Consider the following 15,236-nt stretch of genomic DNA (forward strand, 5'->3'; position numbering starts at 1 on the left):
TTGCCGGCTTAGCTATTTCGGTCCCTTACCGCGTTTGGCGGGCTTCTTGTCGGGCCTCGGCGCCGAAGCCGAAGCCGGAGCCGGAGCCGCTGTCGACGACGCCGGCGCCGGCGCGTTCTCGACCACCACCTCGACCTCCGGGGCCGGCGCCACCGGACGGCGCGGCTGCTGACCCAGCGCCGTGCTGCCGAGGCGCACAGGATTGAGGTCGCTGCCATCGTCACAGTCGTGCAGCGTCGCGCCTGGATAGATGTTGCGCAGCTTGGCCAGCAGCGCCAGCACGATACGCAAGCGGTAGGACACCTCGACATAGGCGGCGTAGCGGTCGCCCAGCAAGGCCGCCACCAGCGCCGCCGTGCCGGCCTTGAAGCTCAGCCCCGCGCACAGCTGCACCGGGGTCGGCACGAACACGCTGAAATCGGCCGGCTGTTTGCCGGCCGCGATGTTGGTAACCATCCAGGTATCGAATTCCATTCCCCAGGCGACGGTGATGGCGGTGGCGCAGTGGCACAGCGCCGCCTTGATCGCGTCGTCCGCCACCACGGCCAGTGCGCCGGCCAGAATCGCCTGCACCCGATCCTGCACGCGCTCCGCGCTCCAGTTGAAGGGGGCGTTGGCATCCAGCCAGGCGCACCAGGCGTTCTCGAAGCGCTCGAACTGCCAGCCGTTCAGCACCACGGCGTGGAAGTGCGCCAGCATCAGCGCCTTCACCTTGGCGAACAGCGCCGCGTCCAACACCGTGCTGCAGGAGAAGTCGCCGGCGCTCGGCGTGGTCGCGAACAGCGCCTGCAGGGCCGCATCCAACGCGTCCGGCTGCCAGTAGTCCAGCGTCTTGTCGGCGTACCAGGTGTTGAACACCGCCGAAAAAGCCGTGTACAGCGCCTCGGCGCAGGCGCAGGCGGCCACGCTGCCGGGCCGCTGGCCGTCGCTGGTCAGGCCCTCGGTCTCCAACAGCATGGCCACCTCGGCCACCACCGCTTCGCACAGGTTGAGGATGAAACCGTCGTTGCCGACCCAGCAGATCTTGGCCAGCAGATGCGCCGGCAGCTCCTGCTGGATGGTGCGGTCGGCAAAGCCGCGCAGCGCCAGATTGTCGTTGAACGGCGCGGTCCATCCCGGCATGACGAAGCTGAGGCGGAAAGAGTACGGATCGGCGTCGTCGCAACTGGTGCAACTGCCCTCGGTGCAGGGCGCGATCAAGCCGTCGCCGGGGAACTTGGGCCGCAGCAGCAGGTGTTCGACCACGACTGCGCGCTGGTTGCTGCTCCACGACAGCAGCTCGTCCATCAAGGCGCGCGCTGCTGCAAGCGTGGCGAAGGTCTCGGGGCTGGCGCCCATCGGCTGCTCGCTCACGTCGCGCAGCCGCAGGAAGAACTGGTCGCCTTGTTTGACCAGATGATAGGCCTCCGGCTGCGACAGGCGCGCGATCGTCGCGTTGTAGGCCAGCTGCTGCGCGGCGGCCGCGTCGGCCGCCGTGAACGGCGCGGCGAAGCTGCCGGCCAGCCAGCTGCGGCCCTGGCGGTCTTGCAGCGCATAGCCGCTGACCGTGACGGGCGCCGTCATGGTCCAGACGAAGTTCAGATCGGGATAGCCCAGCAACAGGCTGACGCGCAGCTTGATGCCGGCCACGTTGTCCGGCGCGCAGGGCTGGCGCGTATAGTCGAAGGCGCGGGCCCGGTCGCGGCTGATACGCGGATAGCCGTCGAGGAAGCCGATCTTGTCGTCGATCAGCCGCGCCATGCCGGTCTGCACGCCGTTGGCGTCGGTCAGCAGCAACGCGTATTCGGCGAAGCTCTCGCCGAAGCGCGCCAGCAGATGGTCGAGGAAGCGGTTGCGGCGTTCCTGGAATTCGAGCGGCGTCTCCGTCATCATGTTCAGCTTGGGCGGCGTCAGGCCAAGCACCACCTGGCCATACGATTCGATCACGGCGCCGCTGAGCTGGTGGGCGAAGTAGCTGCGCGACTGCGCCGGATCGAGCGAAAACAGGTCCGCCGTGTGCTCCAGCTGGGCGCCGGCGTTGGCCAGCAGCTGTTCGAACACCATCAGGTAGGCCTGCAACTGCTTGGCCTGGGCCTGGCGCAGCGGCGCGGCGCTGGCCGGCAAACCGGCCCGGCCGATGCCGTAGGTCTGCGGGAAGCCATACTGCATCGGGTAGTAGTTGCCGAGCTGGCGGTAGGTCCCGGACGGCACCGGCAAGTCCAGCGGCGCGTTTTTGATCTTGCCGCGTTCGGCCTCGCCCTGCAGTTGCAGCAACGTGTCGGCCGCCTCGTCGGCGCGCGGCAGAAAAGGCAAGCCGTTCTTCATGAACAGGAAGCGCGAGCGCTTGAAGTACAGGCGCGGCTGGTGCAGCGCGCTGAGGTAGAGCTGCCAGGCCGCGCTGCCCTGGTTTGGATCGAACACCAGCATACCGTTGTTGAGCGTGGGATCGGCGGCGCCCTTGACCAACTCGCCCGCCCGGTCGTACTTGGACAGCAGCAGGCTGCCCACCGCCACCACGCCGTCGATGTCCATCAGCAGGTTGATGATGTCCGAGGTGCGCAGCACCGTCTTCAGGCCGGCGGCGGCCAGCTCGTCCGGCTTGAGGAAGCCGCTCTCCGGTATGGGGCCGTTGAAAATGTCTTCCACCGGCACGCCGCTATCGAGCATCTCCTGCAGGCTGTAGTGCAGCACGGGCGGATTGAAATACTGCTCGATGAGGAACCAGGCCTGCGCCTGCACCAGTTCGATGTCGGCGTCGGCCGCCACCGCCATGTCGGCGCACACCGCCACGTCCTCGATGCTGACGGTGGCGACGCGGCAGTAGTCCTCGTCCAGGTTGCGGTACAGCGCCAAGGTGCTCCAGCTGTCGGCCAGGGCCAGCGCCGCCTTGCGCACCTTGGCGCGGTAGCGCGCGATGGCGCCGCCCGAGCCGGCGTCCTGCAGCAGGTCACGCAGCGCCAACACGCTGGTCACGCCACGGGTCGGATTGTCGCTGAACAGGTGCAGCGCGACGCTGTCGATGCGCACCTTCACGGCAGCGGCCAGCTCGACCTCGAAGCCCAGATAGAAAACGCCGTTCCAGTGCTGGCGCAGATAGCGGTCGCGCCCGTCCTGGTCCAGACCGGGGTCGCTCATCACGTCGTAGATCTTGGTGGCGCCCAGCGACAGCAGCTTGACGGCCACCGTTGGCCCGGGAGCCAGAAAGGCCAGCCAGTCGGCCGGCCGGGCCAGCTCCCAGTCGGGGAAGCGCAGCTCCAGTTCCAGCGTGCGCGGCTTGGTATCGGCTCCGCTGACGGTCGCCTTCAGCTCCACCTTGGCGTCGTTCAGGTCACCCGATTCGGCGTCCGCCTCCAGTTCCAGCAGCACCTCGTACAGCCCCTGCACGTCGACGCGGCTGGCCGGTTTGGCGCCCGGCATAGGCTTGGCGAAGCTGAACACCTGCTGGCCCAACTCGCACTGCGCGTAGTACACCACGTCGCAGGCGCACTGCTTGCAGAACACCCAGGCGTTGCGCACCGGCCCCAGACCGATCAACAGGCGGCGGAAGTCGTCCGGCGTGACCGGGTTGACGGTCAGGATTTGCCGCGCCGTGAAGAAGGACTGCAAGGGATACGGCTGCGCCGGATCGGCCGGCGGCGTGGCCGGCATCAGGATATCCTTGATGTCCCAGCCGTTGCGGTAGGCCAGCTCGGTGAGCATGAAGCACAGCTGTTCGAGGATGGTGATGCCCGGATCGTGGGCGTTGTAGTCGGTCCAAACGGCGCTCGACATCTGCTCGATGAAGCCGACGCCTTCGCGGCGCAGGCCGAAGAAGTCGGCCGCCGGCGTCAGCACCGGCTGGGCCGGAATGGTGATGGAATCGGCGCTCATGATGCCTCGCAGGGGCAGTGTTCGGCGGCGCCCGCCAGTGCCAGCGGATGCAGCACCTCAATGGCGTGGCGCACGGCCGGCACCGACACCAGGATGGAGACCGCCAGCGAGCCGCCGACCATGGCCAGGTCGACCGTGCCGGCCACCCCGTCAATGTCGTGGAACAGCTTGAAGTCGCTGACATAGTCGACGTAGGGCCGCTCCTCGACGAAATTGATCAGCACCGATTTGTAGACCTTGCCGCCGAACGAGGGGGCGGCGCCGCCCGGGAAGGCCCACGGCGACAGGAAGCGGGTGATCTCCTCGCGCAGCTGCTTGACGTAGAAAGTCTCGTCGAAACCGTCGCGCAGACCTACCTTGAAGTCCAGGCGGACCTCCTCGAACTTCGGATTGCGCACGTGCAGGCGGACGAAACAGCCGCTGCGCTGACGCAGGAAGGCGTCCACTTGCTGCAGCAGGTCCAGGCTGGTGAACGGCCGCAAGGGGTCGCGCAGGTTCTGAAATTGCTGGTTCGGTACCGTGACGATGGTGACGTGACCGGGCGCCAGCTCGCGGTAGATGCCGCCCGGACCCGGCGCCGGCTCGTACTGCGTGTGGTTCAGGCACTTGACCTTGTAAATTTGCGGGAAGGCCTCCAGCACCAGGTGCTCGTAGTCCCACAGCGCGATGGCGCGGTCCTTGTGGCGCAGACGCTCGCTGACGCGCGTGTAAAAATCCCCGGCCGCCTCGGCGCCGCGTCCGCCGAAGCTGGCGAAGGGTTGGCTGAGCTGCTTGACGGCGGCGTCCGGCACGGCCAGCTTGGTGACCACGCCGGCCGGCAGCACCGTCGCGGCGAAGGCCGGATCGTTGCCCTGGTCGGCGAACTGCGCCTCCAGCGCCTGCGCCGCCACCATCAGCAGCCGGCAGACGGCGTCCACCTTGCTCGCCACGGCCAAACGTATCCAATGCATGCCGGGCGCCAGCAAGATGTTGTCGGCGTTGGCGTCGCGCGGCACGCTCAACGTGACGATGCCGGAGGCGAGCAGCCCGGCGGTGCCGTCGCCCACCTCGTTGCCGGCGAAGGCCACCCACTCGTTGCGGCGCAGGTAGCTCCACTGGATATGCTGCGGCGGCTTGGGCGTCTGCGGATCGGCGGTGCCGGCCACCACCTGCATCAGCAGCGCCAGGTTCTGCGGCGGTTTCAGGCCGGCCACGCCAATGTAGAACTCGCCACCGCTCTCGACACCCGAGTCGACGCTGTGGAAGGCGAACTGCGGCAGCAAGCAGACCTTGTGCGCGCTATTCAACAGCGGATGCTGCTCGGCCTGGCCGAACGGCGCGATATGGAAGAAGCGGGCCTGGCGCAACTTGAAGGCGGCTGCGTCGGCGCTGTCGAGGGTGATGGTCTGGCTGGCCGTGTAGTCCATCGTCAGCGCGGCCATCACCGGCGCCACCGGCTGGGGCGTTGGTTGCGTCGTCGTTTTACCGTGCAAAAAATCGATCAATGCCGTTTGATAGGCGGCCTGGCCCAGGTCGGCGTTCAGGCGCAGGCGCAGATATCCCTGGCGCGAGTCGTTGCCGTAGAACTCGGGCGGCGACAGGTCGGGCGCCTCGCGCAGCGTCAGGTTCAGGCCGGCAGTCAGGGGCAGCGACTCGACGCCGATGGAGATTCCCGACATCAAGGCCAGCTGCCATTGTCCGGCGACCAGATAGTCGACGCTGGCGGTCGGCGTGGCGCTAGTTGGATACACCACCGCTTTGGATTGCCAGTCGATCCGCACTGTGGCCGCGTCCAATTTTTTCTGGAACAGCTCGCGCGCGCCAATCACCAGCTTGCTGTTGACGGCGGGCAGAGCACCAAACGGCTGGAAGGGTTTGGAGGTGTCGACCGGGCCGAAGTCGTTCGACACGCTGAGCGTCTTCACGCCGACCACGTCGACCGTCAGCGCGCACTGGCGCAACAGCACGTCCTGCAGCCGGGCGTAGGGATAGTCGGCGTCGGGCCGCTGGCGCAGCAGCACCTGCAGCACCGGCAGCTGGACGCCGAAGCGCGCGCCGTGCACCTTCTCTTGATAAGCGACGATGGCCGGGTCGGCGCCGTTCAGGTGCAGGCTCAGATGCAGCACGCCGGCCTCCATCCGCCAGTGGTCGGGCGCCTTCTCCAGCCAGCCTGCGGCGGTGCTGAGCAGGCAGACCGCGTCTGCCGCCAAGTCGCCGGACGGCCCCGGCCCCGCCAGCGTCAGGCGCAGGTCGATGCTGCGCTCGCCCTCGGCCAGCAGCAGGTAATGCGAGGCGACGGCGAAACCCAGCGTGGCGTTGGGCATGCGGATCTGCGCCAGCGCGCCATCGGCGAAGATCTTGTTGTGGAAGGGATGCCAGGACGGCTGCTCCGGCGTCAACGGCGCGCCCAGGCCGTCGCTGGAATTGGCCACCGGCGAGGCGTACAGGCGGCCGGCGTCATGCCCGCCAGCGCCGGCCACCGGCTCGGCGTCGTGCCGGTAGACGGTTTGCAGCGACGCCACGCTGGCCTGGTTGAGCACCGTGTCGCGGCTCAGCGCGAAAAAGGCGTCCTTGCCCTTGGCGTCCTTGCCGGCCTTGACCAGCGTACCCTCGGCCAGCAAATGGGCCGGCACCACCTTGGCCAGCTCGCCCAGCAGGTGTACATGGCCGGGCTGGGCGCCCTTCTCTTTCAGGCGCAGCACCTCGCGGTAGTAGAAGTCCAGATGGCGCGCGGTCAGCGTGTTCGACTCGGCGCGCACGCGCTCGAACAGGCGTAGGAAGGCGAGGAACAAGCCGTAGTGCGGCTCGTGGCTGTCGCGCGCGGTGAAGCTGGCCTCCAGCGCCTCGGCCGCCGTGCCCACCGTGCGGGCGTAGACCTTGAGGAAGCGCTCGAAGATCGAGGTGAACAGGTTGTGCGTGGCGATGTGGTTGACGCGGCTGAACAAGGTGGTGCCGCTGCCGTAGACGCCGGTGTCCGGATACAGCAGCAGATTGTCCAGGTTGACCAAATACTGCGGCCAGGTGGTGGCGGCGTCGTCGGCGATCCAGTCGGACGACAGCGGCCGGCCGGCCGTCTGCAACGCCTGCGGCAGCGTGTAGGCGGCGCCAAGGATGTCGAAGGCCGGCGCCGCCTCGGTCAGATACGGCCCGGCCGGCGGTGGCGAGGCGGCCAGCAGGCCGTCGCGGTGGTACAGCAGCAGCGACTTCAAGGCCGGCGCCAGCTGGCGGCGGATCAGGTTTTGCAGCTGCGCTTTCAAGGGCAGCTCGCTCGGCAGGCCCAGCGCCAGTTGGTCCAGCTGGGCCGCCAGGGTGGCGGCGCTGCCGAACAATTGGCCCAGGTTCAGGCGCAGGCCGGCCAGGTCGGCGTCGTTGTCGAGCTGGTTGAGGAAGTCGAAGTTGGACTTGATGCCGGCCTTGTAGAAGGCGACGTCCTGTACCGACGCCACCGCCAGTTGCACCGAGACGTCGCTGCTGAAGAAGGGCTGCCAGTCGCCGGCGTCGAGGTTTTTCTCGTTGAAGAAGCGCAGATAGGCCGAGTAGGCGCGGGCGAAGATCATCCGGTGCGCCGGGCCGTGCTGGTCGACCGGCGCGAACTCGGGCGCCAGCGCCGCCAGTTGGCGCTGCGCCTGGCTAAGGCCCTCGCGCACCAGCATGAGCGGATCGGTGTTGTGCGTGCAGTCGTTGAGCGGCATCCGGGCACCCGCGCTATGGCAAGAGGTTCACCGTGGTGGTGAGGTTGATGTCGGTGCCTTCCAGTTTGTAGAACGGGAAGACGAAGTTGAAGCGCGAGTTGGTGGCCTTGACCATGTACACCACCTCGATCAGGATCAGTCCCTCCAGTTCGCGGCTGTCGTCCAGCCGCACCGTCTCGATCTCAATGCGCGGCTCGAAATACAGGATGGCGGTTTGCACCTTGTCGGCCATCAGCGTCTTCAGGCGCGTGTCCAGGCTCTCGAAGACCAGCTCGTCGAGGTTGCAGCCGTACTGCGGCAGCATGGTCCGCTCGCCCAGCGCGGTGGTCAGCAGGATCTCCAGGCTGGAGGCGATGTCGGCCTCGTCCTCCAGCATGTCGACGCCGGCGCGGACGCGGTTGAAGGTGGGCGGAAAGCTCCAGCCACGCCCCAGGTATTCGCGGCGCATGTTCAGCCTCCGATCAACACATTGGGCGCGCCGGGGCCGACCACCGCGCCACCGCCGCCGGTCAGGTCGGCCAGGCGGGCCGCCGGCATGCCGCCGATCAGCACCGTCATCGAACCCTTGACGATGGCGTCGGCGCCGCAGCTGTCGCCCACCCGCGCCGCCGGCAGGCCGCCGATCAGCACCGTCGGCGCCCCCGGCGGAATGATGGGCACCGGCGCGCCAAAGGTGGCCGTGCTGACGATCATGTCGCTTACCCGCGCTGCTGGCAGCATGCTGCCCTCCCGTGTTCGCTCAGTTAATCTGCACCATGCCGCCCTGCACCACCACCGTCGCGCTGCCCTTCACCGTGGTGCTGGCGCCGGACATTTCGGCGCTCGACGTGCCGGCCGCCTTGAAGCCGGCGCTGGCTTTGAGCTCGACGTTGACGCCATCGAGCTTGATATCCTTGGCCGCCTTCAGCACCAGGTCCTTGCTGCTCTCGATCTTGATGCCGCTGTCGTCGAGCGTGATCTTGTTGCCGTTCTGGTCCTCCAGCACGATGCCCTTGGCGTCCTCCGACAGGGTGATGCGATTGCCGGCCGGCGTCTCCAGCAGCGCGCTCTTCTTGTCGTCGTCGAACAGCAGGCGCAGCTTGGCGCGGCTGACGTAACCCTTCTTGTCGTTCTTGTCGGCGATCGGCTCGGGCGCCGCCTTGGCGCTGCTGTGGCACATGCCCAGCACCACCGGGTGGCGCGGATCGCTGTCGAGAAAACCCACCACCACCTCGTCGCCCACCTCGGGACGGAAGAAGGTGCCGCGCTCCTTGCCGGCGTCCAGACAGGCGATGCGGCTCCACACGCCGTCGGTCGAATTGTCGGCGAACGGCAGCCGCACGGCGATGCGCTCCTCGTGCGCCGGATCGCCCTCCAGCGCGCTGACCACGCCGATCTGCAAGCCGCTGACGGCGGGCAGCAGGCCGGACGCCGGCAAGGGCCGCAGATTGGCCGCCGCCGCGAACTGCTGCGACGCCAGGCCGAACTGCACGTCGGTCTCCCAATTGCCGCCGACCACACTGTGGCGCACGCCGGAGACATACAGCTTGCCCTCGAAGCGCCGGCCGACGCCCTTCAACTCCATCACATCGCCCGGCTTGACGGCCGCCAGCCCCTGGCAGCGGGCGCGCCCGCGCACCTTGGCCAGACGCTCGCGCTGCAGCTGGGCGTCGGCCCAGGCTTGCAGCTCGCCCTGCCCCAGCTGGCCGCCGTGGCGCAGCAGCAGCGCGCTGCCGGCCGCCACCTTGGCCAGATCGGCCGCCTGCAGATTGCCGCTGGAGCCGGCCTGGCCCTCGCTGGCTTCGGCCACCAGCAGCTTCTGGTCGGCCGCGCTCCAACTGCTGGCGTGCACCGCCTTGCTCTGGCTGCGCGCGTCGATCTCCGCATCCAACTCGATCAGGCTGGCGCCGAAGGCCACGCTGAGCACCGCCGCCGCGCCGGTGGCCGGCTTCATCACCTTGACCTTGCCGTCGTCGACCAGCACCACCATGCCGTTGGCTTCGGCCCGGCACAGCACGAAGTCCCAGTCGGTGGCTTGGTACTGCACCAGCTCCTCCAACGCCGCGCCGGTCGACGCGACGTCGTGCTGCAAACCATGCGCGCCGACCAGTTGTTCGATGATTTCGCTGTCGGTCTTGGCCTGGAAGTGGCGGGTGGCCGGCTCGGTGCTCATCTTCACCGCCGTGTCGCGGCAGTCGATCAGCAACTGGCTGGAGTTCTTGCGCACGCGCAGGCTGTGCTTGACGATCACGCCCTTGAACACGGTCTCGCTCTTGGCCTGGTAGCCCAGCTTGATCTCGATCTGTTTGCCGGGGATGAACTGATCGGCCTCGCTGGCTTGGAAGGTGGACTGCGCAGCATCACCGTCGCGCAGCTCGATCGTCGCCGTCGGAATGCGGTTCAATTCGCGCCCAACGTCCAGCGCCAAAACATGGAACTGGCCCGACACGTCCTTGCCCTCGACCAGCAGGGCGAAGGTGCAAACGTCGGCCGAGATGCTGCCCGGCGTGCTGGCGCCGTCGTTCATGGCGTGGTCCCGCTCTTGCGCAGCGGCGGGAACAGCAGCTGCTGGCCCGGCACCAGCGCGCGGAAGTCGGCCAGGCCGTTGACGCGCGCCACGTCGAGGTAGTGGCGCGGATCGCCATACACGGCGAAGCACATCAGCGGCAGCTTGTCGCCGCCGCGCACGGTGCGAATGTGGGTCAGGTCGGGCGAGTGGCGGTCTTCCTTGGCGATGCGCTTTTGCTCCTCGATGCTGCCCTTGAACTTGGCGCGCGCCACGGCGCGGATCGGCTGGCCGTCCGGGTTGAACAGCTTGTAGGTGATGCCCAGCTCGATGGCGCGGCCCTTGAAGATCAGGTTGCCCCAGATGAGTTTGAGGTGGAAGGGCTCGTGCGAGTCCGGCCGGTACTCGGTGAGCAGCTTGCGGAAGGCGTCGACCTGGTCGAACACGCCGTCCTTGCTCGGCTTGCCGTCGATGATGCCGGTGCTGTCGAACAGGAACTCGAAGCTGAGCTCCTCCGGCATGGTGTAGGCGAACTTCTGCTGCGCCCCGCTGCTGCCCTGGCCCTGGCCCTCGGCCGTTTTGACCTTGTATTCGAGGGTGTAGGTCTCCGGATTGATCAGCGCTTCGAAGCGGCCCTTGGCGTCGAGCTTGCCGCCGCTCTCGGCCGCGCCGGCCGTGTCGAAGGCCAGGATCAGCATCTTTTCGAGTTTGCCCTGGGTGGCCATCAACGCTCCATTTTGTTGTGCAGGATGCGCAGCACCTGCTCGACGCAAGCGGCCACCAAGGCCTGCTGCGCCTGTTCGCCGGCACCGTCCGCCGCGCCCGGCGGCTGGCTGGCCGCGCCGCCGCCGGCATCGGCCGCGCCGCCGGCGCTGACGGCGACCTTGATGTGCAGCTCCCTGATCTCTATCGGCATCTCGCTCTTCCCCGGCGCCGCGCGCCATCCATTGCGTCCCGCCGCGCCGCCGCTACTGGATGGTGAAGTAGCGGTAGGACAGCTCCATACTCTCGATGACCACCGTGTTCTCGCCCGAATTGAGGTCGCTGATCGACCACTTCTTCGGGATCGCCTGCGCGATCTTCCAGGTGCGCAGCGGCTCGCCGTCCGCGTTCATCAGGATCACGTTGACGTCGGTCGGCGCGAACTGGCGCTCGCGGAAGGCGTCGAAGAACCAGGCGATCACCGCCGAATCGGTCAGCATGCCGCGCTTGAGCACCAGGTCGGCGTACTTGGTGCGCACCGGCAGCTTGTGGGTGAAGCGGTTTTCGCCGCCCTCCTTGAACTCCTCCATGTCGTATTCGACGGACAGCCCGGACACGGTCTGGAAACGCGCGTCGTTCTTGTCCTTGCTGACGCCGAATTCGACCTTGTAGTAGAAGCTCCACGGCGGGTAGTAGTCGTTCATCGCGGCCGCCGGCTCAGATCTTCATCAGCTTCAGACCCTCGTGGGCGATCTCCAGGCTCTCGATGGCGGTCTCGTTGGCGTCCGACTTGAGGTCCGGCGCGGTGATCTTGACCGGGAAGCAGCGCGTCGCCGACCATGCCGCCACCGGCAGATGCTTCTCGTTGAGCAGGCGGATGGTGACGTCGCGGCGGCCCTCGGAGCGTTCGTTGGCGACGTCGTCGAGCCACTTGTTGTAGTCGAAGTCGTTCTCGAACTTGCCGCGCTTGAGCGTGATGTTGGCGTTCTTGACCATACCCGGCATGGCGATCTTGTTGAAGTCCTTGCTGTCGCTGTGGCGGTACTCGATCTTTTCGCGCTCCATCACCAGGCCGGTGACCTCGGTGAAGCTGATCTTGGCGCCGCCCCAGTCGACCTGGAAGTGGAAGCGCGGGATGGGATAGTCTTGTGCCATGACCTACTCCTTGTCGTAAGGTGGAAAAACGCCCCGGCTCAGGCCTGCGCCAGTTTGTGCGAGAAGCGCAGGATGATGAATTCGGCCGGCCGCACCGCCGCCAGGCCGACCTCGACGATCATGCGGCCCTCCAAAAGATCCTGCGCCGTCATGGTCTTGCCCAGGCCGACCGAAACGAAGAAGGCCTGGTCCGGCTTGGCGCCCTGCAGCGCGCCCTGGCGCCACTGCACGGTGAGGAAGTTCTCGATCATGGCCTGCACCTTGACCCAGGTGTTGGCGTCGTTCGGCTCGAAGACGAAGCCGCCGCAGGCCTTGTTGACCGACTCCTCGATGAAGATGAACAGGCGCCGCACGTTCACGTAGCGCCACTCGGCGTCGTTGCCGGCCAAGGTGCGCGCGCCCCACACCAGGGTGCCCTTGCCGGTGAAGGGGCGGATCGCGTTGACCGACTTGCCGGCCACCGCGTCGTCGTTGATGGTCTCCTGGTCGCGGTTGGTGAACTCGATGCTGGGCTTGACCACCGCCGCCACGCTGACGTTGGCCGGCGCCTTCCAGACGCCGCGGTCGGCGTCGACGGCGGCGTAGATGCCGGCCATGGTGGAGCTGGGCGGCAGCGTGCACGGCAGGTCGCGGATGGCCGCCTTGGCGCTCTCGTAGATCAGGCTGTTGCCGGTGGCCAGGGTGTTGAGCATGGCGCCGCCCGGCACGCCGGCGATGAAGTAACTGACCGCCGTGGTGGTCTCGTCGACGACGAAGTCGAGTATCGTGTCCAGGTTGGGCGCGTAGGCGGCGCCGTATTTGAGGTTGTTGATGCCGATGCCGCTGTTGCGGAAGGTGTTGACGATGGTCAGGATGTTGGCCGTCGGGTCGCCCGGCGACAAGGCGTCGCCGTGCACGTCCATGATGACGAAACGGTCCTTGAGCAGGTTGCACTGGGCCAGGGCGGCCTCTTCGATCGCCTTGAAATCGGCGATGCTCAGCGCCTGCGCCTCGGGGACGACGATCAGGGTCGGCTCGTCGGCCTTTTCCAGCGCGGCCAGGCCGGCCTCCAGGTCGCTCAGCAGCAGCGCCGACGGCGATTTGTACAGGCCCACCGAGACGATGTAGCAGGGGCCGCCGCCGTTGGCGAAGAACATCTGCACGGCGTAGAACATGATGTGCTTGGAACGGTCGGCCGGCGCCAGCGTGGCGCTGAACTTCTGCCCGATCACGCTGCCGGTGGCGTCCTTGACCTCGGCGCCGGCCACCTTCATCGCCGTCTCCGGCTGCGGCCGGCCGAAGTGTTGCTCGTACTCGACCATCGAGGTGATGCGGAATGGCTTGTTGACGGGCACGTCGATCGAGGTTTCGGTGTAGCCGATGAAGGCCGGGATCGCCGTATCCACCGCCGAGATGATGGGCGGGAATTTGGGGATTTCCTCGATGTACACGCCGGGAGTCTTGTAGACCTGTGCCATTTCTTCACCTCTTTCAGAAAGGAATAGGGCTTATCGGATGAACGTTGGACTGGGTTTCGACGATAAGTTTTGTTTCGCTCTGCGGCGCCTGGAATTTCAAATCCAGCATGCGCATCAAATACAGCACGAAGGGGTACTGCTTGCCGCCCAGCGTGCCCCACATATGGTTCACCTCCTCCATGGCCGGCGAATACAGATCGAATATCAATTTGAATTGAGCAAGGCGGTCGAGCGGATTGATCGGCGCATTAGTGGTGATCGAGGCGGGTGCCACGCTGGTTTCGGTGAAAGTATTGTTCAATTGGAAAAAGCGTATGGCGCGCGACAACATCAGCGTCGCTCCGGTATAACTGGTGTGGGTGGCGACGATCAAAATTTGGAAATTCAGAAATACCGGAGGATTCTCATACAAGGCTTTTCCATTAATCTCGTCACGGGTGAAATTGGGTAGATTTTTCAGCGATTTCTCTTCCCTGATATTGACGAACTGCATATTCAACACTTCGCGCGACACTCCGCTACCACTGGCGCTGGCCTTGAAGCCTTCGGCGATATTGCCCAACTCGACCATCGGCGTGGCGACCGGACCATATTCCAATAAATGCCGATTCAGCTCATTGACGATAATGGTCAGGGCGTGCGGTATCATTGCGTTCCCTATTGGAAGCAGTATATATTCTGTGACAATATTTCTTTTTTGTCGCCATAGCGGGAGATACAGCCCCCCAGTCGGAGTAGCAAACTCGGCTATTGCTGATGCAATGAAGTTACATCGCAAATATTATCCAGTCAAGAAAAAATATGCTGCCAATCACGATCTAATCAATATTGGCAACAGTATATTTCCATCAAGAAATCGAAGAAATATTCCAATCACAAATGATACTTTCTTTAATAGAAAATCAATTGCGAATTGGAATAAGTTAGTTTGGAATTAAATATTACTGAGGATGAATTTACATTGTGAATCAAGCAGCAGCGCTAGACAGCATGCGGCGTATAGGTTCCCGCCTACGCGGCGGTCCGCCGATGCGGAACGACAATTTGGTGGTTTTTCGAGGTGCCCTTATGGCTTATGCAATAGATCGGTCAGGCTCAGGACCCGGCTCTTGCTTTCGGTGTTCACGGTAGACGAAGGTGCCATGTTGACAGAAATGAAGCGGCCATCCTGGTCGGCGAAGCTGTACTCGCCCGACGTCACTTGACCCGGATTGGTCAACAACTTGCCGAAGAACACGGTGCGCGGCGCGGTACGGTAGTCGGTGCCGGTACCCGAGACAAAGACGGACTCCTTCAACGCCGTGGCCACAATAGTGTTGTCCGATGACCAGCCACCACGGAAGTTGATGCCGTTTTGAACCTGTTCGAAGCGTGGGGAAATAATATAGTTGAACTTGAAGAAGGAAGTGTCGATGCCGTTGACCAGGCCTTCGAAGCCGATGTTGTAAAACTTGTTGCCATTATAAGGATCGGTTTGTTGCGCCCCCTTCACGGCCAACAAGCCCGTTTCACCGGCGATGCGTCCACCGGTAATGGTATTCTCGTTGACCCAGTTGGTACCGGTATCGTCGGTGGTCAGCAGAATACCGACGGCATTCTGGTACAGATAACCGAATTGAACTTTGTTATATTGCGAGCCATTTGCTTTACCGTCGGTCATCGAACCTTTCAGCACGATACCATTTTTGAAACCGCTGACGAATTGGGCGACAACGTTGGCTCCGCCGCCATTATCCAGGGTGATACCGGAGCCGAGCAGACTGGCGTAATTCGGGTTGTCGCTATACCAAGGCACGCCGACCACACCCTCCAGGTAGACGCATAGGTTTATACACATCTCGACAGCTGGCGAATTTTGCCTGACCGACAATGGAGCGGGCGATAGATCCGTCTACATTCAAGCACTTACGAAAGTAG

Annotated in this window: 12 protein-coding genes; all 12 read right to left on the minus strand. The window is 65.0% G+C overall.

From position 1 onward, the window contains the following. Window positions 1–12: 12 nt before the first annotated feature. The 12 genes from H7U20_RS17620 to H7U20_RS17675 all read right to left on the minus strand — a co-directional run bounded on the left by H7U20_RS17620 (window position 13) and on the right by H7U20_RS17675 (window position 15,123). On the minus strand, window positions 13–3,849 hold the full coding sequence (locus H7U20_RS17620; RefSeq protein ID WP_199760457.1) for a hypothetical protein: 3,837 nt from the start codon (window positions 3,847–3,849) through the stop codon (window positions 13–15). Next, entirely contained in the window at window positions 3,846–7,520 is a 3,675-nt protein-coding gene (locus tag H7U20_RS17625) for a baseplate J/gp47 family protein (RefSeq protein WP_199760458.1), read from the minus strand. The genes H7U20_RS17620 and H7U20_RS17625 overlap by 4 nt, the downstream gene beginning before the upstream one ends. Window positions 7,521–7,533: 13 nt before the next feature. Further along, window positions 7,534–7,968, minus strand: coding sequence for a GPW/gp25 family protein (locus tag H7U20_RS17630; protein WP_199760459.1), 435 nt, complete (start codon window positions 7,966–7,968; stop codon window positions 7,534–7,536). 2 nt (window positions 7,969–7,970) lie between these two features. Further along, complete coding sequence (locus tag H7U20_RS17635) at window positions 7,971–8,240, minus strand: PAAR domain-containing protein (protein ID WP_093383335.1); 270 nt, start codon at window positions 8,238–8,240, stop codon at window positions 7,971–7,973. Window positions 8,241–8,259: 19 nt separating this feature from the next. Then, a complete protein-coding gene (gene vgrG / locus H7U20_RS17640) occupies window positions 8,260–10,026 on the minus strand; it encodes a type VI secretion system tip protein VgrG (RefSeq protein WP_199760460.1) in 1,767 nt (588 codons plus the stop codon). Next, window positions 10,023–10,730, minus strand: a complete 708-nt coding sequence (locus tag H7U20_RS17645) for a CIS tube protein (RefSeq protein WP_199760461.1) — start codon at window positions 10,728–10,730, stop codon at window positions 10,023–10,025. Before H7U20_RS17645 ends, vgrG begins: the two co-directional genes overlap by 4 nt. Then, window positions 10,730–10,921, minus strand: coding sequence for a DUF5908 family protein (locus H7U20_RS17650; protein WP_199760462.1), 192 nt, complete (start codon window positions 10,919–10,921; stop codon window positions 10,730–10,732). Before H7U20_RS17650 ends, H7U20_RS17645 begins: the two co-directional genes overlap by 1 nt. 52 nt (window positions 10,922–10,973) lie before the next feature. Beyond that, entirely contained in the window at window positions 10,974–11,411 is a 438-nt protein-coding gene (locus H7U20_RS17655; RefSeq protein ID WP_199760463.1) for a phage tail protein, read from the minus strand. 13 nt (window positions 11,412–11,424) lie between these two features. Beyond that, window positions 11,425–11,862, minus strand: coding sequence for a phage tail protein (locus H7U20_RS17660; protein ID WP_199760464.1), 438 nt, complete (start codon window positions 11,860–11,862; stop codon window positions 11,425–11,427). Window positions 11,863–11,900: 38 nt separating this feature from the next. Next, window positions 11,901–13,319: a phage tail sheath family protein gene (locus H7U20_RS17665; protein ID WP_199760465.1), complete on the minus strand. Its 1,419-nt coding sequence runs from the start codon at window positions 13,317–13,319 to the stop codon at window positions 11,901–11,903. Between the two features lie 13 nt (window positions 13,320–13,332). After that, the gene (locus tag H7U20_RS17670; protein WP_199760466.1) at window positions 13,333–13,968 is read right to left on the minus strand and encodes a DUF4255 domain-containing protein; all 636 of its coding nucleotides are present in this window, start codon (window positions 13,966–13,968) and stop codon (window positions 13,333–13,335) included. A 417-nt stretch (window positions 13,969–14,385) separates the two neighbouring features. Continuing rightward, window positions 14,386–15,123, minus strand: coding sequence for a hypothetical protein (locus H7U20_RS17675; RefSeq protein WP_199760467.1), 738 nt, complete (start codon window positions 15,121–15,123; stop codon window positions 14,386–14,388). Between the last annotated feature and the right edge of the window lie 113 nt (window positions 15,124–15,236).

The organism is Rugamonas violacea (assembly GCF_016461825.1).
GTDB lineage: Bacteria > Pseudomonadota > Gammaproteobacteria > Burkholderiales > Burkholderiaceae_D > Rugamonas.

Coding starts and splice junctions, on each gene's coding strand:
- H7U20_RS17620 (WP_199760457.1), bottom strand. CDS start 3,849: ATGAGCGCCGATTCCATCACCATTCCGGCCCAGCCGGTGCTGACGCCG.
- H7U20_RS17655 (WP_199760463.1), bottom strand. CDS start 11,411: ATGAACGACTACTACCCGCCGTGGAGCTTCTACTACAAGGTCGAATTC.
- H7U20_RS17635 (WP_093383335.1), bottom strand. CDS start 8,240: ATGCTGCCAGCAGCGCGGGTAAGCGACATGATCGTCAGCACGGCCACC.
- H7U20_RS17665 (WP_199760465.1), bottom strand. CDS start 13,319: ATGGCACAGGTCTACAAGACTCCCGGCGTGTACATCGAGGAAATCCCC.
- H7U20_RS17645 (WP_199760461.1), bottom strand. CDS start 10,730: ATGGCCACCCAGGGCAAACTCGAAAAGATGCTGATCCTGGCCTTCGAC.
- H7U20_RS17670 (WP_199760466.1), bottom strand. CDS start 13,968: ATGATACCGCACGCCCTGACCATTATCGTCAATGAGCTGAATCGGCAT.
- H7U20_RS17650 (WP_199760462.1), bottom strand. CDS start 10,921: ATGCCGATAGAGATCAGGGAGCTGCACATCAAGGTCGCCGTCAGCGCC.
- H7U20_RS17660 (WP_199760464.1), bottom strand. CDS start 11,862: ATGGCACAAGACTATCCCATCCCGCGCTTCCACTTCCAGGTCGACTGG.
- H7U20_RS17625 (WP_199760458.1), bottom strand. CDS start 7,520: ATGCCGCTCAACGACTGCACGCACAACACCGATCCGCTCATGCTGGTG.
- H7U20_RS17630 (WP_199760459.1), bottom strand. CDS start 7,968: ATGCGCCGCGAATACCTGGGGCGTGGCTGGAGCTTTCCGCCCACCTTC.
- vgrG (WP_199760460.1), bottom strand. CDS start 10,026: ATGAACGACGGCGCCAGCACGCCGGGCAGCATCTCGGCCGACGTTTGC.